This window comes from Pseudomonas bananamidigenes (genome assembly GCF_001679645.1).
In the GTDB taxonomy this organism is placed as follows: domain Bacteria; phylum Pseudomonadota; class Gammaproteobacteria; order Pseudomonadales; family Pseudomonadaceae; genus Aquipseudomonas; species Aquipseudomonas bananamidigenes.
On record NZ_LRUN01000094.1, the window covers coordinates 1 to 21,975 of the forward strand.

General features: G+C 60.7%; 14 protein-coding genes. 1 reads left to right on the forward strand and 13 read right to left on the reverse strand.

Annotated elements, in window-relative coordinates:
* Nucleotides 1-94: 94 nt before the first annotated feature.
* The 7 genes from astE to BBF94_RS25975 all read right to left on the reverse strand — a co-directional run bounded on the left by astE (nucleotide 95) and on the right by BBF94_RS25975 (nucleotide 7,940).
* Nucleotides 95-1,105 carry a succinylglutamate desuccinylase gene (gene astE, locus BBF94_RS25945; protein WP_065261775.1) on the reverse strand — a complete coding sequence of 337 codons (1,011 nt, stop codon included), beginning with the start codon at nucleotides 1,103-1,105 and terminating at the stop codon, nucleotides 95-97.
* Between the two features lie 12 nt (nucleotides 1,106-1,117).
* Nucleotides 1,118-1,408, reverse strand: a complete 291-nt coding sequence (locus BBF94_RS25950; protein ID WP_065261776.1) for a topoisomerase II — start codon at nucleotides 1,406-1,408, stop codon at nucleotides 1,118-1,120.
* Nucleotides 1,409-1,470: 62 nt separating this feature from the next.
* Nucleotides 1,471-2,817, reverse strand: coding sequence for an N-succinylarginine dihydrolase (gene astB, locus BBF94_RS25955; RefSeq protein ID WP_065261777.1), 1,347 nt, complete (start codon nucleotides 2,815-2,817; stop codon nucleotides 1,471-1,473).
* A gap of 138 nt (nucleotides 2,818-2,955) precedes the next feature.
* Nucleotides 2,956-4,425: a succinylglutamate-semialdehyde dehydrogenase gene (gene astD / locus BBF94_RS25960; RefSeq protein WP_176704509.1), complete on the reverse strand. Its 1,470-nt coding sequence runs from the start codon at nucleotides 4,423-4,425 to the stop codon at nucleotides 2,956-2,958.
* Nucleotides 4,422-5,447 carry an arginine N-succinyltransferase gene (gene astA / locus BBF94_RS25965; protein ID WP_065261779.1) on the reverse strand — a complete coding sequence of 342 codons (1,026 nt, stop codon included), beginning with the start codon at nucleotides 5,445-5,447 and terminating at the stop codon, nucleotides 4,422-4,424. The genes astD and astA overlap by 4 nt, the downstream gene beginning before the upstream one ends.
* A 51-nt stretch (nucleotides 5,448-5,498) precedes the next feature.
* The gene (gene aruF / locus BBF94_RS25970) at nucleotides 5,499-6,518 is read right to left on the reverse strand and encodes an arginine/ornithine succinyltransferase subunit alpha (protein ID WP_065261780.1); all 1,020 of its coding nucleotides are present in this window, start codon (nucleotides 6,516-6,518) and stop codon (nucleotides 5,499-5,501) included.
* Between the two features lie 201 nt (nucleotides 6,519-6,719).
* A complete protein-coding gene (locus BBF94_RS25975; RefSeq protein WP_065261781.1) occupies nucleotides 6,720-7,940 on the reverse strand; it encodes an aspartate aminotransferase family protein in 1,221 nt (406 codons plus the stop codon).
* Nucleotides 7,941-8,244: 304 nt separating this feature from the next.
* On the opposite strand from BBF94_RS25975, the gene BBF94_RS25980 reads away from it, so the two are divergent.
* Nucleotides 8,245-15,975, forward strand: coding sequence for a dermonecrotic toxin domain-containing protein (locus BBF94_RS25980; RefSeq protein WP_065261782.1), 7,731 nt, complete (start codon nucleotides 8,245-8,247; stop codon nucleotides 15,973-15,975).
* Between the two features lie 50 nt (nucleotides 15,976-16,025).
* Here BBF94_RS25980 and argR read toward each other — a convergent pair whose 3' ends face one another.
* The 6 genes from argR to BBF94_RS26010 form a co-directional block, all read right to left on the reverse strand.
* Nucleotides 16,026-17,006 (reverse strand): transcriptional regulator ArgR, encoded by a 981-nt coding sequence (gene argR, locus BBF94_RS25985; protein ID WP_065261787.1) that lies wholly within the window; start codon nucleotides 17,004-17,006, stop codon nucleotides 16,026-16,028.
* A 244-nt stretch (nucleotides 17,007-17,250) separates the two neighbouring features.
* Entirely contained in the window at nucleotides 17,251-18,015 is a 765-nt protein-coding gene (locus BBF94_RS25990; protein WP_003227281.1) for an ABC transporter ATP-binding protein, read from the reverse strand.
* 23 nt (nucleotides 18,016-18,038) lie between these two features.
* Nucleotides 18,039-19,151, reverse strand: a complete 1,113-nt coding sequence (locus BBF94_RS25995) for a succinylglutamate desuccinylase/aspartoacylase family protein (RefSeq protein ID WP_065261783.1) — start codon at nucleotides 19,149-19,151, stop codon at nucleotides 18,039-18,041.
* Between the two features lies 1 nt (nucleotide 19,152).
* On the reverse strand, nucleotides 19,153-19,851 hold the full coding sequence (locus BBF94_RS26000) for an ABC transporter permease (protein WP_065261784.1): 699 nt from the start codon (nucleotides 19,849-19,851) through the stop codon (nucleotides 19,153-19,155).
* Nucleotides 19,848-20,537, reverse strand: coding sequence for an ABC transporter permease (locus tag BBF94_RS26005; RefSeq protein WP_065261785.1), 690 nt, complete (start codon nucleotides 20,535-20,537; stop codon nucleotides 19,848-19,850). Before BBF94_RS26005 ends, BBF94_RS26000 begins: the two co-directional genes overlap by 4 nt.
* Nucleotides 20,538-20,628: 91 nt before the next feature.
* Entirely contained in the window at nucleotides 20,629-21,402 is a 774-nt protein-coding gene (locus tag BBF94_RS26010; protein WP_065261786.1) for an ABC transporter substrate-binding protein, read from the reverse strand.
* Nucleotides 21,403-21,975 lie beyond the last annotated feature (573 nt).

Sequence of the window (21,975 nt, forward strand, 5' to 3'; positions counted from 1 at the left end):
TCTGCGTGGGAATGCCTCAAGGGACGCTCTGCGTCCACTTTTGGGACGCAGAGCGTCCCGGGCTGCATTCCCACGCGGAGCGTGGGAACGATTATCAAGCGAGATTTTCGTCGGTGGCCGGCACGATCAGAATGCCCGCCCGCAGGCCGTTCTTGACCTTGGGATTGGGAAAGATGATCCGCGCGCCCTGCTCTTCGATGATCCAGCGGGTATTGGCCAGATCCTCGGCCAGCAGATACCCCGCATCCAGCTCCGAAAAGTTTTCGATGTCCGCCGGCAGGTTCAGGCGAAACGCATCGCTGTGCTTGATGATTTCCCGGGCCACGCTGAACAGTTGCAGGCCGTCCAGGCCCGCTTCGGCCATCTCCGGCTCGGTGCCTTCGATGATCTGTTTCAGACGGTTTTCCAGCCGCGACACATTGACCCCGGCGTTCTGCCCGAACGGCCGCGCCTTGCCCAGTTCCAGAGTAAAGGCCTCGGCACCCAGCTTGTCGTAGGTGTAAGAGCTGAACACGATCGACGGCTTGTTCTGCAGCAAGACCGCCTCCATGCCGGCGGCGCGCAGGCGGGCCAGTTCCAGACGGGAATGCCGGCGACCTTCCTTCCACGGATACAGGGCGAACTGCTCGATCTTCGAACCGCGAATCGCCGTGTGCAGGTCATAGTGCAGGCGCTGACGATCCGGCACGCTGAAGAAACTCGCAGCCAGGCGCTCCAGCTCACAGGCGCGCAGGGCTTCGTAACCGCTGCTTTGCTCATGACGACCGTTGAACAGCCGATTGACGTCCTGCTCGATGAAACGCTCGCCCTTGCGAATCGCTTCCGGGTTGCCGAACAGGAACAGAATGCGTGCGCGCGGCTTGAGGTCGCCGCGGGCGATGTCATGCAGCAACCGGTCGAGCAATTCGATCGGTGCCGTTTCGTTGCCGTGGATGCCTGCCGACAGCAGCAGGTCCAGGCCATTGTCGCGCGCTTCGGGTGGCCGGACTTCCAGCGCACCCTCGCTCAGCCAGCGCATGCGCACGCCTTCGACAGTCAGTTGAGTCTTCTCCGCCGGTTCGCGGCCGGCGAGGGTCAGTTCAAGCAGTTTGCCGAGGGCGAGCATAGAGCGGTTTCCTTAGTGGTCGTGGTTGCAATCCGGGCCGTGTACGTGGCCGTCATCGTCGCCGAGGTCAGCCGGTTCCATCTCCAGTTGCAGACTTACCAGATTAGTCGCCAATGGACGCAACAGCAGGTTGGCGTATTCTTCGTCGCCTTCTTCGACGTCCACGCCGATCAGCAACTGGCCACGACCATCCTGCTGAATCCAGACTTCCTTGCCTTGCCACATGACCGCGAAGCGGGTGCAGGAAGTTTCCAGTTGCTTGCCGTCGGTGTCTTCAAGGATCAGCCGCAGGGAATCGCTCATGTCTTTCTTACGCTCTGTTGGGGAGACAAGCCGCGCGCCACGTTCAGGCAGCGCGCCGGCCATCAATTGATCTGGAATGGATAAACCGCGCCCAGTTTAAGGATTTGCGTCAGTTCATCCAGTGCCGTCCGGCATTCAATCAGCAATTGCGGATCCGCCAGATCGCTTTCGGTCAGACGGTCGCGGTAGTGCTTTTCGACCCAGGCAGTCAGCGAACCGTACAACGGGGCCGTCATGATGACCCCCGGGTTGACGGCCGCCAGCTCGGTCTCGTTGAGCGCGACACGCAGGCGCAGACACGCCGGACCACCGCCGTTCTGCATGCTCTGTTTGAGGTCGAAGACCTTCACTTCGCGGATCACGCCACCGGAGCCGGTGAGGCCTTGCAGGTAATTCCACACGCGCTCGTTGCCACGGCACTCTTCCGGCACGATCAACAGCATCGAACCGTCAGGACGCGACAGCAACTGGCTGTTGAACAGGTAGGATCGCACCGCGTCATCCACGCTGACCGCCGAACGCGGCACGCAGACCGACTGGAACTTGCCGCCGACCCTGGCCAGTTTGGCTTGCAGTTCGGCCAGCATCTGTTCGGTGTCGAGGAACGCGTCCTCGTGATAGAACAACACCTCGCCGTTGCCCACCGCGATCACGTCGTTGTGGAACACGCCCTGATCGATCACTGCCGGGTTCTGCTGCGCGTAGACCACGCCATCGTCACGCAGGCCGTGCAGGCGGGCAACCGCTTGCGACGCTTCGAGGGTCTGGCGCGCCGGATACTTCTGCGGCGCCGGATAGCGGGTGTCGAAAGCGCTGCGACCGAACACGAAGAATTCGACGCCAGCCTCGCCGTATTCGCGGCAGAAACGTGTGTGGTTGGCCGCACCTTCATCGCCGAACTGCGCCACCGCCGGCAATGCCGCGTGGTGAGCGAAGTGCTGCTGATCGGCGAACATCGCGCCCAGCACGCGACTGGTGGTCGGGTGCTCGATGCTGCGGTGGTATTTGCAGTTCAGGTTGGCGGCGGTGAAATGCACGCGACCGTCAGCGGTGTCGGCACTCGGGCTGACCGTGGCGGCGTTGGCCACCCACATGCTCGACGCCGAGCAACTGGCAACCAGCAGCGGCATCGCGTCTTTCGCGGCGCGCTCGATCACCTGGGCGTCGCTGCCACTGAAACCCAGACGGCGCAGAGCCGCCACGTCCGGGCGCTCCTGCGGAGCGAGAACGCCCTGCTGAAAGCCCATTTCCATCAGCGCTTTCATTTTCGCCAGACCTTGCAGCGCCGCTTCCTTCGGATTCGAAGACTGCTGGCTGTTGCTCTGGGACGCAACGTTGCCGTAGGACAGACCACCGTAGTTATGGGTCGGCCCCACCAGACCGTCAAAATTGACTTCAAAGGATTTCATCAGCGAGGCTCCACGAGAATCTGTTGTTATAGGCTTCAGTAACTATTCTTTGAGACCGCAGCGCGGCCTTCGCGAGCAGGCTCGTTCCCACCCTGGAATGCGTTTTCCCGTGGGAACGGGCCGGCTCGCGAATGGGCATCACGCCATCTTCACGCCAGGCGTCAGGGCCGCCGGCAACACCAGGCTCGGGGTTTCCAGCGAGGCCACCGGGTACGCACAGTAATCCGCCGCGTAGTAGGCGCTGGCGCGGTGGTTGCCCGAAGCGCCGACACCACCGAACGGCGCGCTGCTCGCGGCGCCCGTCAGTTGCTTGTTCCAGTTGACGATCCCGGCGCGGCTTTCCAGCCAGAACTGCTGGTAGCGCTCTTCGGAATCCGACAACAGACCTGCGGCCAGACCGAATGCCGTGTCGTTGGCCTCGGCAATCGCCGCCGCGAAATCGGTGTAGCGGATCACTTGCAGCAACGGGCCGAACAGTTCTTCGTCGGAACGCTCGGCAACCGCCGTCACATCAATGATGCCCGGGGTCAGCAACGCCGACTGCGCCTGCGGCTGGGTCATGGCCAGCAGCGACACGGCGCCGTTGGCCAACAGATGCGCCTGGGCATCCATCAATGCTTTCGCCGCGCCGAGGGAAACCACCGATCCCATGAACGGCGCCGGTTGCTGGTCGAACGCGCCGACCTCGATGGTCGAGCTGACGTCCACCAGACGCTTGATCAGGCTGTCACCCCACGCGCCTTGCGGCACCAGCAGACGACGGGCGCAGGTGCAGCGCTGGCCGGCGGAAATGAATGCCGATTGAATGATGGTGTAAACCGCGGCGTCGAGGTCTGCAACCTGATCGACCACCAAGGGGTTGTTGCCGCCCATTTCCAGCGCGAGGATCTTGTCCGGACGGCCGGCGAACTGCTGGTGCAGATGGTTGCCGGTACGGCTGGAACCGGTGAAGAACAGACCGTCGATACCCGGATTCGCCGCCAGGGCGATACCGGTTTCGCGAGCGCCCTGCAGCAGGTTCAACACGCCGGCCGGCAGACCGGCTTCGATCCAGCACTTGACCGTGAGCTCGGCAACTTTCGGGGTCAGCTCGCTCGGCTTGAACAGCACGCTGTTACCGGCCAGCAGCGCCGGCACGATGTGGCCGTTCGGCAAATGGCCGGGGAAGTTGTAGGGGCCGAACACGGCAACCACACCGTGGGGCTTGTGGCGCAACACGGCGGTGGCGTCGCCCAGCGGGCCGCTCTTTTCGCCGGTACGTTCGCGGTAGCTCTGCACCGAGATCGCGATCTTGTTGACCATGCTGGTGACTTCGGTCGCGGCTTCCCACAGCGGTTTGCCGGTTTCCTCACCGATGGTGCGAGCCAGTTCGTCGGCATGTTTTTTCAACGTGGCGGCGAAAGCTTCGAGCACACCGATGCGCTCTTCGAGCGTGCGCCGGGCCCAGCCCGGGAACGCCTGGCGTGCAGCCTGCACGGCGGACTCCACCTGAGCGGCGGTGGCGCCCTCCCCCGACCACAGCACTTGCTGGGTCACCGGATTCAGCGATTGAAAGGCCTCGCCCTGACCGGCCAGCCACTCACCTGCGATGTATAGCGAATTCATTATTTCGACTCCCGGGCAGCAGACAACGCCACGGCGCGAACCTGATCGCCAGCGTTGAGTTGAAGACGTTTGGCGGTCAGCGGATCGACCACCAGCGTACCGGCGGCCAGACGGGCCGGCGCAGCCGTGATGCGGCAATCTTCGCGTTTGCGGTTATGGATGATGAACGGCGTGGCGTCGTCGCCCGGCGTGCCGATGGCCAGCACCAGCGCCTCACTGTCGCGCACCGCGCGGATCTTGCCGGTTTCGCACTCGATGGCGGGACCTGCGTCGAAGATGTCGACGTAGCCCTGATAGCTGAACCCTTCGCTCTTGAGCATCGCCAGTGCCGGCTCGGTGTCCGGATGCACCTGACCGATGACGTTGCGCGCGTCCGGCGACAGGAAGCAGGTGTACAACGGGAATTTCGGCATCAGTTCGGCGATGAACGCCTTGTTGCCGACGCCGGTCAGGTAATCGGCCTGGCTGAATTCCATCTTGAAGAAATGCCGGCCCAGGCTTTCCCAGAACGGCGAGCGACCGGCTTCATCGGACACACCGCGCATCTCGGCGATGATCTTGTTGCCGAACAGTTCCGGGAACTCGGCAATGAACAGCATCCGCGCCTTGGACAGCATGCGACCGTTGAGGCCGGTGCGGTAGTCGGCGTGCAGGAACAGCGAGCACAGTTCGGAATTGCCGGTCAGGTCGTTGGCCAGGAACAGGGTCGGGATCTCGCGATAGATGTTCAGCTCCTGCGAGGCACTGACCGTCAGGCCCACACGGAAGTTGTACCAGGGCTCACGCAGACCGACGGCGCCGGCGATGGCGGAAATCCCCACCACCCGACCATTGTCGTCTTCGAGCACGAACAGGTAATCCGCGTCGCCACGACCGGCTTCGCCGCGAAAGGTCTTCTCGGCCCAGCCGACCCGATGGGTCAGGCGCTCTTCGTTGGCCGGCAAGGTGGTCAGGCCGGTGCCGGTGCTGCGGGCCAGGTCGATCAGAGCGGACAAATCGCTGCTGCGTACGGGACGAACAATCATGCTATCTCCTCAAACGGGCCGCCGCGGCCACCCGTGAAACTCGCTAAGGCGTTAAACCGCCACCAGGCGCACGCTGGCACCCTCACCGACGCCCAGGGCTTCGGCCGCTTCCAGATCCAGGGTCACCGGTTTGCCCGGTGCGTAATCCAGCTCCAGCAATACCGCGCGGTAATCCTGCAACTGGGCATTGGCCACCAGATACTGGCGACCGGCACCCTTGACCGGCTCGCCGATCTTCACCGGCACCACACGGCTCTGGGCGATCGAACGGATCCCCGAAACGCGCGCATGCAGGGTCGGGCCGCCGTCGAAAATGTCGATGTAGTGATCGGTCTCGAAGCCTTCGCGCATCAGGATGTCGAAGGTGATCTGCGCACGCGGGTGCACCTGCCCCATCGCTTCCTGAGCGGAGTCCGGCAGCAGCGGCACGTAGATCGGGTAATGCGGCATCAGCTCGGCGAGGAAGGTACGGCTTTTCAGACCGCACAGACGCTCGGCTTCGGCGTAGTTCAGATCGAAGAAGTTGCGACCGATGGCGTCCCAGAATGGCGAGTCACCGTTTTCATCGCTGTAGCCAACGATCTCGGTCACCACCGAATCGGCGAAACGTTCCGGATGACTGGCGACGAACAACAGACGACCACGGGAGTTGAGCTCCGCCCAGGGCGAACCGACCAGATCCCGCTGCACGTAGAAACTGGTCAGGAGGCTGTTGCCGGTCAGGTCGTGACATTGCGAGAGCACGTGAATCTTGTTGTGGATCTTCAGCTCGCGGGAAGCATGCACGAAGGTCTCGTTGCGAAAGCTGTAGAACGGCTCGGAGTAACCGGCCGAAGCGACGATCGCCGAGCAGCCCACCAGTTTGCCGGTGGCGGTGTCTTCAAGAACGAAGAAGTAACTCTCCTCGCCGTTGAAGCTCACTTCGGCGGCAAACGAGGCTTCGCTCGCCGCGATCTTGTCGCTCAGGCGCTCAACGTCATCCGGCAAGGAAGTGACACCGATCGGACTGTCCGCAGCCAGACGCTGTACCTCGCCCAGATCAGCCATTTGCGCAGGGCGCATCACCAGCATGGTGTCACTCCTTTCTCTCATGAACTCACAGAAAAAACGCCGGACACCGTGGGAGCGAGCCTGCTTGCGAAAGCTGTCTATCCGTCAGCAAAAATGTTGACTGACACGCCCTCTTCGCGAGCAGGCTCGCTCCCACAATGGAACTCGCCCGGCATCAAAATTGGGTTCGGCGCCTGAAAGTACCGGGCGCCGAAGGGTCTATCAGGCTTGGGTCAGTTTGGCCACGGCGCGCTCGAAGCGGTCCAGGCCTGCGTCGATATCCGCGTCTTCAATCACCAGGCTCGGGGCGAAGCGAATGACGTCCGGACCGGCCTGCAGGATCATCAGGCCTTCTTTTTCGGCGGCGTTGAAGATGTCCTTGGCCTTGCCTTTCCAGGCATCGCTCAGCACGCAACCGATCAGCAGGCCCAGACCGCGCACCTGGGTGAACAGGCCGGACTTCTCGCCGATCTGTTGCAGGCGGGTCTTGAATTTGTCGTGCCTGGCGTTGACGCCGTTCAGCACTTCAGGGGTGTTGATCACGTCGATCACCGCTTCAGCCACGGCGCATGCCAGCGGGTTGCCGCCGTAGGTAGTGCCGTGAGTACCGACGACCAGATGCTTGGCCAGCGCTTCGGTGGTCAGCATTGCAGCAATCGGGAAACCGCCGCCCAGGCTCTTGGCGCTGGTCAGGATGTCCGGGGTCACGCCGAAATGCTGGTAGGCGAACAGATTGCCGGTACGGCCCATGCCAGTCTGCACTTCGTCGAACACCAGCAGCGCGTTGTGTGCATCGCACAGTTCACGGGCGCCTTGCAGGTAAGCCTGTTCGGCCGGCAGCACGCCGCCCTCGCCCTGGATCGGTTCCAGAACGATCGCGCAGGTCTTGTCTGAAACAGCGGCTTTCAGGGCCGCCAGGTCGTTGTACGGCACATGGGTGATGCCGGTGATTTTCGGGCCGAAACCGTCGGAGTACTTCGACTGTCCACCGACGTTCACGGTGAACAAGGTGCGACCGTGGAAGCTGTTGAGCGCGGCGATGATTTCGTATTTTTCGCTGCCGAAACGGTCGAATGCGACACGACGGGCCAGCTTGAAGGCGGCCTCGTTGGCTTCGGCGCCGGAGTTGCAGAAGAACACGCGCTCGGCAAAGGTAGCGTCGATCAGCTTGTGCGCCAGACGCAGCGCCGGCTCGTTGGTGAACACGTTGGACACGTGCCACAGCTTGTTCGCCTGTTCGGTCAGCGCACCGACCAGCGCCGGATGCGCGTGGCCCAATACGTTGACGGCGATGCCGCCAGCGAAGTCGATCAGCTCGCGGCCGGCCTGATCCCAGACGCGGGAACCGGCGCCACGCACCGGAATGAAAGCGGCAGGCGCGTAGTTGGGAACCATAACCTGGTCGAAATCGGCGCGTTGTACCGCAGCGTGCTCAACGGACATCGGAGTCTCCTGATGAGGGCCACCCGCCTGAAACTGGCGAGCGATGGGGGGATTGTAAGGACAGTTTTCTGCCCGGCCTTGTCGCCAAGCGACAACTTCTTATAGCGCAAACCCCGGATTTTCCCGGGTTTACGGCAATGCGACAAATAGCGTCGCAAAGGCGCAGTTTAAACCGTCGTCGACAATTGCAGCAGGCCTGTGAGCATATCAATTGGCAGGCACTGGTCTGTCATATCCATGTACCGCATCCGCCGCAACACTCTCTGGTCTGCTGAGGGCTTCCCGACGTACATGGACAGACCCGATGCAGGCATCCACCAGACAAATTGCAGCCCACACACCGCTCAATCCCCCCGAACACTACGAACCTCTCAGAAATGCCTTCCCCGAGTGGCTCGGCAAGGCTTCGGCCGCCCGACGCCAGGCCTTGAAACACAACCGCCGCGAGCTTCCGCACACGCTCAAGAAAGCATCGAAAGCGCAGCATGCCGAATTGAAAGCCGTCATCGCCCGGCGCATGGGCGTTCAAAACACCATCGACCGGATGCTTGAGCGACTGCAGGACGTCTCCGCCTATGCCGAACCGATCCTGACCCAGGCGTTGAAAAACAGATTCGGCCTGGATGTCGATGTCAGGCATATCTTCCTGCGCCTCTACGTCCCGGTGACAACACCCGGCTTCCCGATCACTACCGGCAGCCGGACCTGGACCGTGTCACTGCTCGATGCGGCGTTGCACAACTTCGAAGACAGCGAAACCAAAGCCGGCGCCTACTCCAGTGAGTCGACCTTCATTACCAGACCCTCGGCATCAGGCCAGTTCACCCCCCTGCCGCAGATAAAGGCACGCATCAGCGTCACGGCGTTCACCCGACTGTGCCGGGATCTGGACATTGGCGCCCGCTACAAGACCTATCTTGAAGAGAACCTGGCCATCGACGACCCCGTCGCCGGCGCGACGCTGCGTCAGCGCATCAATGCCAGCGAAAAAGCCGCCATCCAGGCCGCCCTGTGCATGGCCAAAATAAACGGCGATGTCAGTGAGCTGTACGTCCGCCTGATCGGGGGCTTGCTCGAGGACTTGCAAGGCATGCGAGTCAATGGCCAGACATTGCTGTGCCATGAATTGAGCATGATGTCGGCGAAGCTGACCGGCATCGTTCTGTTCGCACCGGATCTGCAGCAGACGCGCACCCCGGTCAGGGTGGTGGCCTACGTGCCGGACGACCCCGATCATCCGGTCAAGGAATACGCCTCGACGGCAGACATGATGCGCGAGCTGACACGTCAACTGCGTGACCCCGAATATCAGAAATTCTTCAGCCGTTTCGTAGCCCATGACCAGCGCGGATTCTTCTTCGCCGACCTCGGGCGACGTCTGAGCCAGGTCAAATGGCATCCCCTGGAACCGGGCAGCTCGTTGCCGGCCTGGCGGGACACGCCTGTCGACAACCCCAATCTGCAATTTTCCGCTACGCCCATCGAGGGCCCGCTGCTGGATCAGCTTTCTCAGCGAAAACTCAACAAGATCCTCAATGACGCAGCAACGATCGCAGTCTCGACCGCCACGGTCGACCGCAATGCCCGTTGGGCCATGTGGGATTCCTTTACCCGGATTGCCTCTTCGATTCTGGAGTTCGCGTCGTTCGTGCTGATGCCCTTCGTTCCCTTTCTGGGCGAAATGATGATGGCGTACATGGCCTATCAGTTTCTTGACGAAGTGTTCGAAGGCGTCATCGACTGGGGTGAAGGACTGCGTACCGAAGTGGCTGAGCATTTGTTCGGCGCACTGGAGTCATTGATTCAGCTGGGGGCTTTCGGCCTCGGTGGCGCGATCGCCGTTCAGGAGCTGCCGAAAGTGTTGCCAGCCGAATTCATCGCACTGATCGACCGCTTCCAGCCCGTGAAATTACGCAATGGCAAGACACTCTACTGGAAACCGGATCTGCAACCGTATGCGAGCCGGATCAAACCGCCCGGAGGATCCATGCCCGACCCACAGGGGCTGCATCTGCACCGGGGCAAAAGATTGCTGCCCCTCGATCAGGCCCATTACGAAGTCAGCGATCACGAGCATCCCGGCAAACTGTACATCGAGCATCCGGCCCGCCCGGACGCCTACCGCCCCATCGTGCGCCATAACGGCGAGGGCGTCTTCCACACCGAGCTTGAACGACCGCTGGAGTGGGATAAAGCGACTGCCTTGCAACGCATCGGCCATAGCGTCGAAATATTTTCCCCGGACCGACGGGAGCGGATCCTCAAGGTCAGCGGCTATCCGGAAGACGCGCTGCGCAAAATGCATGTCAATCAGGAGCGATTGCCGCCACTGCTGGCCGACTCCATCCAGCGTTTCAGGATCGATCAGCAATTGCAGGATTTCGTAGACCGGATCGCCAGCGACAGACCCGAGGAGTATCTGAAGGCAGATCCGCTGATCCAGCTCCAGCTCCTCAAGGAGCAACATCTGTGGCCGGCCACCAGACGACTGCGTTTTATCGACGAACAAGGTGAGATCGCGTGGCAATCCTCGATCGACGAACAACGGCCGCTGACCGAGATCCGTCAGAACAGTCTTGCAAGGGGAGACTTGCTCAGGACGCTGCTCCAGACCCTCAACGAAACGGAAATCAACACTTTGTTGGGAGAAGCGCCTGGCGAGATGTTCGCGCTTGACGCGCGCACCCGCAGACTCAGGGGCATGCTTGCCCAGCTCGCTCGACAGCATCGACCTTCACTTTTCGAATCACGCTATCAGGCGCTGCAACAGAGCGTTGATCCACTGGCCAGACAGGTGACTCTGCATGCACCACGGCTACCCGTCAGGATCACCGAAGAATTGCTGAGTACGGCGACAGGTTCGGAGCTGGTGGAAATCAGCCAGGGGGACTGGCCTGACCGGCAACAGGCCCTGACAGAACACGCCATGCACGAGCTGCGCATCAACCGTGCCTACGAGGGGCTTGAGCTGGACTCGGTGCGCAATCCCGACTCCGATACCCTGGCGCTGCACAGCCTCGAGCGGTTACCGGGTTGGTCAACAGACCTGCATCTTGAAATCCGCGCCCTGACCCGGGAAGGACGGTTACTTGACAGCACCGGCCCCATCGAAGCCTCCATCCAGAAAGTACTGGTCCTCACATCCGATGGCCTCTGGCAGCCCTATGACGAACAGGGACTGGAACTGCTTGGCCCCACCGACTTCTACACTGCCGTTCTGCAGGCCCTGCCGGATGCGGAACGGCATGCATTGAACCTGCAGATCGGCGAAGGTGAAAAGCTCAGACAAGCCCTTCGTGACGATCCACTGCCCCGCACCGAACTGCGACTGGCAATCCTGCCCGATCCTGTCCCGGCCCCTGCCGTGGATGCCTTGCGATTGCTGGGTACCGATGGTTACCCCCGCAATCCACCAACCTCCCCGCAAACACCCCGCACACTGGACAACCGGATCAGACAGATCTACCCGGGAATGTCCGAGGCCGATCGTCTCGCCATGACCCGACGCCTCGAAAATCACCCGGCCGGCGCACTTGCCGAGCTGTCCCGACTGCAACTTGAATACGCGCAACTCGATAGCGACCTCAATCAATGGACGTTCGACCTCCCGAAGATCAACCCGGCAGACGGAACCCGGTTATCGGACGACCAGCGGATGGCAGCCATCCGCGACCGCCAGATGTTCGCCCACGCCCTTCGAAAGTGCTGGCGCAGAGAAATGCGTGGCCTCAATGGTTTCGAACTGCGTTTTTCCCAGCCGATCGTGGGTGATCTGCCCGCCCTGACGGCTGACTTCAGCCATGTCGTCGATCTGGAGCTGGTCGGCAGCGGTGGACCGGGTGCCGTGAACGCTTTTCTTGGACACTTCCAGGGATTGGTGCGCATGGATCTGCAGGATTTCGACCTGCACAATCTGCCGCCTCGCCTGGCGACCCTCCCGCAGCTGAAACAGCTGACATTGCAACGTTGCGGTGTCGTCCTGACGCCGGAAAACCAGTCGCTGCTGTCATCCCTCAAAGAGCTGAACGCACTGAGCCTGAACAACAACCCGCTGGGCACGACGTTCGATCTCAGCACCTTGCCGAATCTGACTCACCTCGACCTTACCGGCACGGGAACTTCTGAGGTCCCGCCAGGCCTGCTGAGTCATCCGCGTATTGTCAGCGCGTGGCTCGCCGATAACCGGATCACCACGATCCCTGATCCCTTTTTTGAACAGCCTGCCGCATCCACCGCCGGGTACGACTTTTTCGGCAATCCGCTTTCCAGTGCGACCCGGGAAAAAGTGAAGATCTATTTCAACCGGACCGGCAGCGACCTCGGTGTTCGCGCCGAGCAAGGGGATATCAACCGTACCAGGGCACTGTTCACTGACTTGAACGAGCGTCAGTCGAGCGAGCTGATCTACAGCCTGCCCGGCTCGCTGGTACAAGGCCGAATCCAACTGGAGCGTTGGGAAAGTGAAATCACCCGACTGACCAGCGACCTGGCCACATGGTCACGAAGCACACCGAATCGCAATCCGGTCACCGGTGAAATGCTGTCACCCGACGAACACGCCAACCAGTATTACCAACGCGAAATCTTTGCCGGCAGAATTGAACGGCTATGGCGTCACCGCTCGACCGCACATCCGCAAACGAGGGCGGACGTGTTCTCGGCACAGGCCTCATTCATGGGGGACATGCCTGCAATAAGGGCGGATTTCAGCCATATCACCGCACTGTCCCTGAACGGAAACAAGCAGATCAGTGCCACCTCGGCCTTCTTAAAAAGCTTCCCCCGATTGAAACGCCTGATACTGCACGACTTTGCACTTGACCAGTTGCCACAGACTCTCACCGGACTGCCGACGCTTGAGACGCTGCTCTTGAAAAATTGCGGTGTGACATTCACAGGCGAGCTACAGATTGCATTGACGTCGATGCCAAGGCTTGAATCCCTTGAATTGCCCGGCAATCCTCTGGGCGATGCGCCCGACGTCGGCAGCCTGACCGAATTGACCTATCTGGACCTCTCTCACACAGGCATCACTCATGTACCGGACGGCTTGGCAAGACATCCGAAATTGCGTACAGCCATCGTCAGTGACAATCGCATCAGCGAGCTGCCCGAAGCCTTGTTTGAAATGCCTGCCCATGCCAGTGAAGGATTCGATTTCTCGGGCAATCCCCTGAGCAGCGAAGCACTTGAAAGGATCAAACGCCATTCCCGGGAAAACGGCGTGGATTTCTCGGTGCTGGCCGAGCCGGCAGACATCGAGGCCACCCGGACGCTGTTTCCCGACCTGGATCATGAAGAGGCCAGCGACGTGTTCTATGGATTAGCCGGCGACCTGGAACATGGACGACGCCAACTCAGGCACTGGAAAGCGGAGTTCGAGCAACTCACCGCCGACCTGGCGCAATGGAAAATAGCGATTCCCCAGTCTCACCCGATCACTCACCGCCCCTTCACTCCCCAGCAATTCCTCGCAGAGCACTCGGCAAGAACCGCTTTTGCCGAGCGACTGCAGACACTGTGGCGCACCCGATCATCGAAAAACCCCAGACAACGGGCAGATACACTGGTTGCCAGCCTGACGTTCAGCGGTGAGCTGCCGGGCCTGACGGCGGACTTCAGCCATATCCGTGTACTTTCACTCACCGGCAATCCGGCAATCGGTGCCTTTGACAGCTTTCTTCAGCCTTTTTCCAGGTTGCACCACCTGGAACTGCACGACTTCAACCTTGGGCAAAATCCGCTCACGGCCCTTCACATTCCGTCTCTGGAACGACTGGTTCTGGAAAACTGCGGATTGACGCTGACCCCACAAAGCCAGACGACCCTGTCCTCCCTTGGTGGCCTTCAGTACCTCAATCTGAACCGGAATCCACTGGGGCAACCACTCACCCTCAAAACCCTGCCGGCACTGCTTCAGTTGCATATGTCCGACAGCGGCATTTCGAGCCTGCCCGACGGTTTGTTCGATCATCCACGGCTGCTCGCTGCTTTTTTCGAGCACAACCAGATCCGCGATCTGCCCGACATCTTCTTCAATGTCGACACCCGGCCACCTCGGCAAATCAGCCTTGCCGACAATCCACTGTCATCCGCGATGCGCGAACGCATCAAGCGTTGCTACCAGCAGTTCAGGTTGAGTTTCGGCGTTTCGATGCCACGGGAAGACATCGAGCGAATCCGCGAGCTGTTCCCGTCCCTGGACAATGAAGACGCCAATCGAGTGTTGTACCTGCTGGAGGGAACGCTGGATGACGGCCGGTTGCAAATGGAGCAATGGGAAGCTGAACTGCTGCAACTTGAAGAGGATCTGGACCAATGGGTAACCGACATCCCGGAACGCTATCCGGCAAGCAAACTTGTACTGACCGAAAGCGACCGCGCCGCAGAGTTCGCGAGCCGTACGACGTTTCGCCTGGAGATCGAGGCGTTCTGGCGCCTGAGGTCTGCGACAAACCCGGAATCGAGAGCAGCAGCCCTCAACCTGGCCCCGGAATTCATCGGTGAATTGCCAGCCTTGAGCGCCGACTTTGCTCACGTCAGGACGCTGTCGATCATCGGTCACCCACAGTTAAGGGCCGGTACCGGGTTCCTGCGCGGCTTCACCGGCCTCGACTCGCTTGAACTGCGCGATCTGGCATTGGCAGAGTTTGCGCCGGCACTGACCGGGATACCGGACCTGCAACAATTGGTTCTGAGCAACTGTGGGGTCGTGCTGAATGACGAGGGCAGCGTCGCACTGCATTCGCTGAAGCAACTGCTCAGGCTCGATCTCTACAACAATCCGCTGGGCCGGCTGCCCGACATCCGCCGGCTGCCGTCTCTGGAGTTTCTCGACCTATCCAACACCGGAATTTCCGCACTGCCTCAAGGTTTGCTGGACGCTCCAGGACTGGAAACGGCCATCCTCAGCGGCAATCGCCTCACCGAACTGCCGGCAGAGATCTTCGACCTGCCCGCCTCCATCACCAACGGCTTTGACTTCGGCAACAATCCACTGAACGCGCTCACCCGAGAACGCATCAAGACCTACTTTCGCGGGACCGGGGAAAATCTCGGCGTGCTGGCCGAGCCGACAGATATCGCGCGCGTCCAGACGCTTTATCCGGCGCTGAATGATGAACAGGCCAGCACTTTTTTTTATCACCTCGAAGGCTCGCTGGCCGATGGTCGACTCGAACTGGCCCGCCGGGAAGCCGAACTCAACCGACTGCTGGGTGACATGGCGGCCTGGGAAAGCGAGATTCCCGAACATCGCTCGAACGGCCAGCCACTCACTCGGGAAGAGCGCCTGGCGCATGAGCAAAACAGGACGCAGTTCAAGGAAGCGCTGCTGTCTTGCTGGCGTAAAACTCCCGTCGAAGGTTCAGCTGTGGGTGATCACGATTTCACATTCAGGCTACCGATCCTGGGCGAACTGCCGACGCTGAGTGCCGATTTCGGTCATGTTTCGGACCTGTACCTGGAAAACACTCATGATGAATCGCCACGGGTCGGACGATTTCTCGAAGCATTCCCTAATCTCGTCAGCATCGATATTCGAGGCTACGGCCTGACCAATATCCCCGAAGCCATTTTCCGGATGAAACGGCTCAACACCCTGAGCCTGCCTGCGTGCAACCTCACGCTCTCACCCCGTGACGTGGCCGGACTGGCGAATCTGGACGGCCTTGATCTGCTGCACCTGCATGACAATCCGCTCGGACTGACACCTGACCTGCGCAATCTACATGAGCTTACCGATCTGGATCTGAGCACCACCGGCATTCGCGAAATCCCGAAGGGCGTGCTCGAAAACTTCAACTGGATGGAGCTGGATCTGTCAGGTAATGAAATCAGTGAAATGCCGGACGAACTGATGGAGGTGCCGGCATATGTCGGTGATCGCTACGACTTGCGCGGCAACCCCTTTTCCGCCCGGGCCATGCAGCGGATTCGGGCTTATTACCAGGAGACGGGCATGACGTTGAACGTCGACGGCGTGCTGGAACATCCGCCGGTGCAGACCCGCCCCAGTGTCGAGATGGAGGATTGAAAACTGCCTGAAACAACAACGCGATGACGTACCGCGCTGTGATTCAAGGATCAACCACGCTCGGGCGGTACCGACGACAGTTCGAACGGGCTGCTGCTGCGCCGCTGGTTGCGGTCTTCCCGCGGCGTGGCACCGAAGAAGTTGCGATAGGCGCTGGAGAAATGCGGCCCCGAGGAGAAACCGCAGGACAGGCCGATCTGGATGATCGACTTGCTGGTCTGCATCAACATTTGCCGGGCCTTGTTCAGGCGCAGTTCCAGGTAGTACTGGCTCGGCACACGGTTGAGGTATTGCTTGAAGATCCGCTCCAGCTGACGTCGGGACACGCACACATGCTGGGCGATTTCGTCTGTGGTCAGCGGCTCTTCGATGTTGGCTTCCATCAGCAGCACGGCTTGCGTCAGCTTCGGATGACTGGAGCCCAGGCGATTCTGCAGCGGAATGCGCTGCCGCTCGCCGCCTTCGCGGATGCGCTCGACCACCAGTTCTTCGGAAACGGCACCGGCCAGTTCCGCTCCGTGATCACGGGCCAGAACGGCCAGCAACAGATCGAGCACCGACATGCCGCCGCACGCGGTCAGGCGATCGCGATCCCAGTCGAACAAATGGCTGGTGGCGATGACTTTCGGGAAGCGCTCGGCGAAATCATCCTGCCAGCGCCAGTGCACGGCAGCGCGGTAACCGTCGAGCAGACCGAGTTGCGCCAATGGGTACACACCGGCTGACAGACCGCCGATCACGCAACCGGTGCGTACCAGTTGCTTGAGTGCGCTGCTGAGGGCCGGCGCCAGGGCAGTCGGCGGCTCATCGGCAAGCAGGAACAGTTTCTGGAAGTTCTCCAGCTTGCCGGCCCAGGGCTCACCCGGCAGTTGCCACTCGCCTTCGAGCGGCGGCTCGGCCTGCAGGAACGAGAGTTCGTAAACCACCTCCGGATGCACACGCTGGGCAACACGCAAGGCCTCCTCTGCCAGCGCCAAAGTCAGAGCTTTAGTGCTGGGCCAAATCAGGAAACCAATTCGATGGGCAGTCATGGTGGGCGATCCGAAACGAAAAACGGTGATGAAGGCAAGGGCCAATGCTAGCCCGAAAATGAACACAAATCCTGAAACCGGTGCGGATCCCTTGTGGGAGCGAGCCTGCTCGCGAAAGCGGTGTGTCAGCCGGCATCATTGCTTCTGAACCACCGTAATCGCGAGCAGGCTCGCTCCCACAGAGGAAATGGATCCGCCCCTCAGGTCATGCAGCATGACCTGATTGGGTGCATAACGGGAACGATTACTTGAGGCTGCCCGAGAGGAACTGCTGCAAGCGTTCCGATTGCGGATTGACCAGCACCTCACGCGGGTTGCCGCTTTCTTCAACGACGCCTTTGTGCAGGAACACCAACTGGTTCGACACTTCACGGGCGAAGCCCATTTCGTGGGTCACCACCACCATGGTGCGGCCTTCCTGAGCCAGTGCCTGCATGACTTTCAGCACGTCGCCGACCAGTTCCGGGTCGAGGGCCGAAGTCGGTTCGTCGAACAGCATCACTTCCGGTTCCATCGCCAGCGCACGGGCAATCGCCACACGCTGCTGCTCGCCACCGGACATGTGGCCCGGGAACGCGTCCTTACGATGGGCCACGCCGACCTTGTTCAGGTAGTGCTCGGCTTTCTCGCGGGCTTCGGCCTTCGACACGCCCAGTACGTGAACCGGTGCTTCCATGATGTTTTCCAGTGCGGTCATGTGCGACCACAGGTTGAAGTGCTGGAACACCATCGACAGGCGCGAACGCATGCGTTGCAGCTGCTTCGGATCAGCGGCTTTCAGCGCGCCGTCCTTGTTGGCAACCAGTTTCAGCTCTTCGTTGTTGAGCAGGATCTTGCCCGCGTGCGGCTGCTCGAGCAGGTTGATGCAGCGCAGGAAAGTACTTTTGCCGGAGCCACTGGAGCCGATGATGCTGATCACATCGCCGGCGGCCGCTTTCAGGGAAACGCCCTTGAGCACTTCGTGACTGCCATAGCGTTTATGCAGGTCTTGGACTTCAAGTTTGTACATGCGGTCGGTTCTCACAAAAACAGTCAGTCGTTGAGCAAAGGGCCGTCGCGCAGCGCATCGCGCCCCGCCACTTTGGCCAGCCAGAAACCGGGTTGGGCGTAACGCAGCCGCTCAATGGCAAACAGCACCCCGGACGTACCAGCACACACCGTGCTGACCCGATCCGACAGCGGATCGATCACTTCGAAAATCTTGTCACCGGCTTCAACCCACTCGCCGGGATTGCGCAGAAAACTCACCACGCCCGGATGCGGCGGCAGGAGCAATTCAGTGCCCTCGAACGGCATGCCTTCGCACGGTTCGCGCCCGGCGCTCGGCCACTCGCCACGGATCAGGCCCTGCTCGGCAAGGAACGCCAGAATCCCTTCGGCCCAGGCTTCAGCCTGCGCGGGCGTGGTATCAGCCTGACCGCCGAGTTCAACGGTGGTCGCCAGGCACGCCAGCGGAATCTGCGCATCCGGGAACAGACGCGACAGACGCAGCCATGGCAGCGAACAGGCTTCGTCGAACGAACTGCCGCCGGAATCTTCCGCCAGCAGGCCGACCTTCACATCCAGGTGCGCGGCGAGCGAACGCCACTGCGGCCAGTGCTGCGGCAACGCATACATGTGCAGCGCGGCTTCGCAGTCGCAATGCAGATCCAGCACCACATCAGCGGTGGCGGCATGTTGCAGCAGGATGCGCTGCATGCCTTGCAACTGGCTGCTCGCCTCGGGCAATGCGGCCAGATGATCGGCCATCGCCTGACGGATCAGGCGAATGTTGGCGTGCGGATCATCACCGAGCAGCCCTTGAACCTTCGCCGCCACCGGCGCGCTGAGTTCGACGAAATCACGGTTGAAATTCTTGCCGCTGCCGGCCTCGAAACGGCCCTGATGGTTGCCTTGCAGCAACTGGCCGAGACCCAGCGGGTTGGCCACCGGCACCAGCTCGATGACGCCATTGAGCAGGCCTTTGGCTTCGAGTTCGCCGAGGCGTTTTTTCAGTTCCCAGGCGGTGCGCATGCCGGGCAGCTCGTCAGCGTGGAGGCTGGCCTGAATGTAGGCCTTGCGCTCACCGCTACCGTAGCGGAACACCGAAATCCGGCGCTCGCTGCCCAGATGGCTCCACGGCAGAACGTGGTCGATGCGTTCCATATCAGTGCTTCCTCGGGGCCAGGTAGCTCAGCCAGCGACGCTCGGCCAGCTTGAACAGGCGCACCAGAATGAAGGTCAGGCACAGGTAGAACACGCCGGCAGTGATGTACGCCTCGAACGGCAGATAGAACTGCGCGTTGACGGTACGGGCCGCACCGGTGATGTCGATCAGGGTCACGATGGACGCCAGACTGGTGGTCTGCAGCATCATGATCACTTCGTTGCTGTACTGCGGCAGCGCCCGGCGCAGGGCCGACGGCAGCAGGATGCGCTTGTACATCATGACACGCGACATGCCCATGGCCTTGGCCGCTTCGATCTCGCCGTTCGGCGTGGCCTTCAGGCTGCCGGCGATGATTTCGGCGGTGTAGGCGCTGGTGTTGATCGCGAACGCCAGGCACGCACAGAACGTGGCGCTGGACAGCCATGGCCAGAGGAAGCTTTCACGTACGGTTTCGAACTGCGCCAGACCGTAGTAGATCAGGAACAGCTGCACCAGCATCGGCGTGCCACGGATCACGTAGGTATATAGCCACGCCGCACCGTTGACCACGGCATTCTTGGACACGCGCATCAACCCCAGGGGGAGCGCCGCCAGCAGACCGAAGAACAGCGACAATGCAAGCAACTTGAGGGTGGTGACCAGACCGCCGAGGTACAGCGGCAGGGCCTCCCAAATGACGTTGTAGTCGAAGATCATAGATCAGCCGCCCTTACGCCTACCGAGTAGCGCTTCTCAAGGTGACGCAGCGCCAGCAACGAGACGCTGGTGATCACCAGGTACATCGCCGCCACTGCGAGGAAGAAGGTGAAAGGCTCGCGGGTGGCGTCGGCCGCCTGCTTGGCCTTGAACATCATGTCTTGCAGACCGACCACGGAAATCAGCGCGGTGGCTTTCGTCAATACCAGCCAGTTGTTGGTGAAGCCCGGAATCGCCAGACGGATCATCTGCGGCACCAGCACCCGGAAGAACACCTGGAAACTGCTCATGCCGTAGGCCATGCCCGCTTCGGCCTGCCCCTTGGGGATCGCCATGAATGCGCCACGGAAGGTTTCCGACAGGTACGCCCCGAAGATGAAACCGAGGGTGCCGATACCGGCGGCCAGCGGGTTCAGGTCGATGTACTCGTCATAGCCCAGCATCGGGGCGACACGGTTGAGCAGGTCCTGACCGCCGTAGAAGATCAGCAGGATCAGCACCAGATCGGGAATTCCGCGAATCACCGTGGAATACAGATCGCCCAGCCAGGCCAGCCAGCGCACTGGCGACAGGCGCAATGCGACGCCGATCAGCCCGAGAACGATGGCCAGAGCCATGGACGACAAGGCGAGCTGAAGCGTCAGCCAAGCGCCATCGAGGATGACAGCCCCGTAGCCTTTCAACATGATTCAGGTCCTCGAAAGTTGGGATGAAAAAATGGCGCAAACCGCAGAGATCCTGTTGCTTGCGCCATTTCGGACGGGTCGAGCGACGTCTTTACTTGCCGTAAATATCGAAGTCGAAGTATTTGTCCTGGATTTGCTTGTACTTGCCGTTTTCGCGAATGGCCGCGATGGCAGTATTGATCTTGTCTTTCAGGGCGTCGCCCTTGCGCACCGCGATGCCTACGCCGTCACCGAAGTATTTTTCATCGGTGAACTGCGGGCCGACGAACGCAAAGCCTTTGCCGGCGTCGGTTTTCAGGAAGCCGTCGTTCAGCAGCGTGGCGTCCGCCACGGTGCCGTCGAGGCGACCGGCGGCCACGTCGAGGTAGATTTCGTTCTGCGAGCCGTACGGCTTGATCTCGGCACCCAGCGGCGCCAGGACTTCGCGGGCGAAACGCTCGTGGATCGAACCACGCTGCACGCCGATGTTCTTGCCCTTGAGCTCGGTCAGCTTGTCGCTGACCACGGTGCCTTCCTTCATGACCAGGCGGGCCGGAGTGTTGTAGTACTTGTTGGTGAAGTCCACGGACTTCTTGCGATCTTCAGTGATCGACATGGACGACAGGATCGCGTCGATCTTGCGCACTTTCAGTGCCGGGATCAGACCGTCGAATTCTTGCTCGACCCACTGGCACTTGACCTTCATTTCTTCGCACAGGGCGTTGCCGATGTCGTAGTCGAAACCGACGATGCTGCCGTCCGGGGCTTTGGATGCGAATGGAGGGTAAGCCGCTTCGATACCGATCTTCAGAGGCTTTTCATCGGCGAATGTCGGCAAGGACAGCACGGACAGTGCCAGGGCGCCAAGCAGCACAAGTTTCTTCATCTTGGGACTCCATCGGTAAAGGGCAAAAACGGCAGAGTGAGCGACAGCCCAATATGCGAATGGGTGGAACGGAAAAGCGCTGCTGCGTCCGTAGGATTTCTCCCATTGAAACCCGAAGCGATTTCAACACGACCCACGACGAGCGAGTGATCGGCATTCTAACGACAGGCCTGAAGCCGATATTTCTTCAATGCGACAACAAATTACAGAAGCACCGAGAAGCTCGCCTGAGCACATTGACAGCTCCGCAATTTCATGCAAGAGCAAAAGACAGTGAACCGATCTATGCTGCAAATTGCGGGCCTATTATTCGCAAACCCTTCTAATCCGGCAAGCGCGGGGTGATGTCTTATTTTTCACCGGGGGTTTTGAGGCGCCGAAACGGGGCAATACGTTTCTCATTGCCCCGTTGCGGAGCCGGCGGTTACACATTCGGTTACTTGAAGGCTGGCGGGTAACAACAGGAATGGGCTGACGGAGCAATTCGATAATTATTGGTTGCTGATCACCCATGCCCTGCCCCCTCCTAACTGATCATTCCCACGCTCCGCGTGGGAATGCAGCCCGGGACGC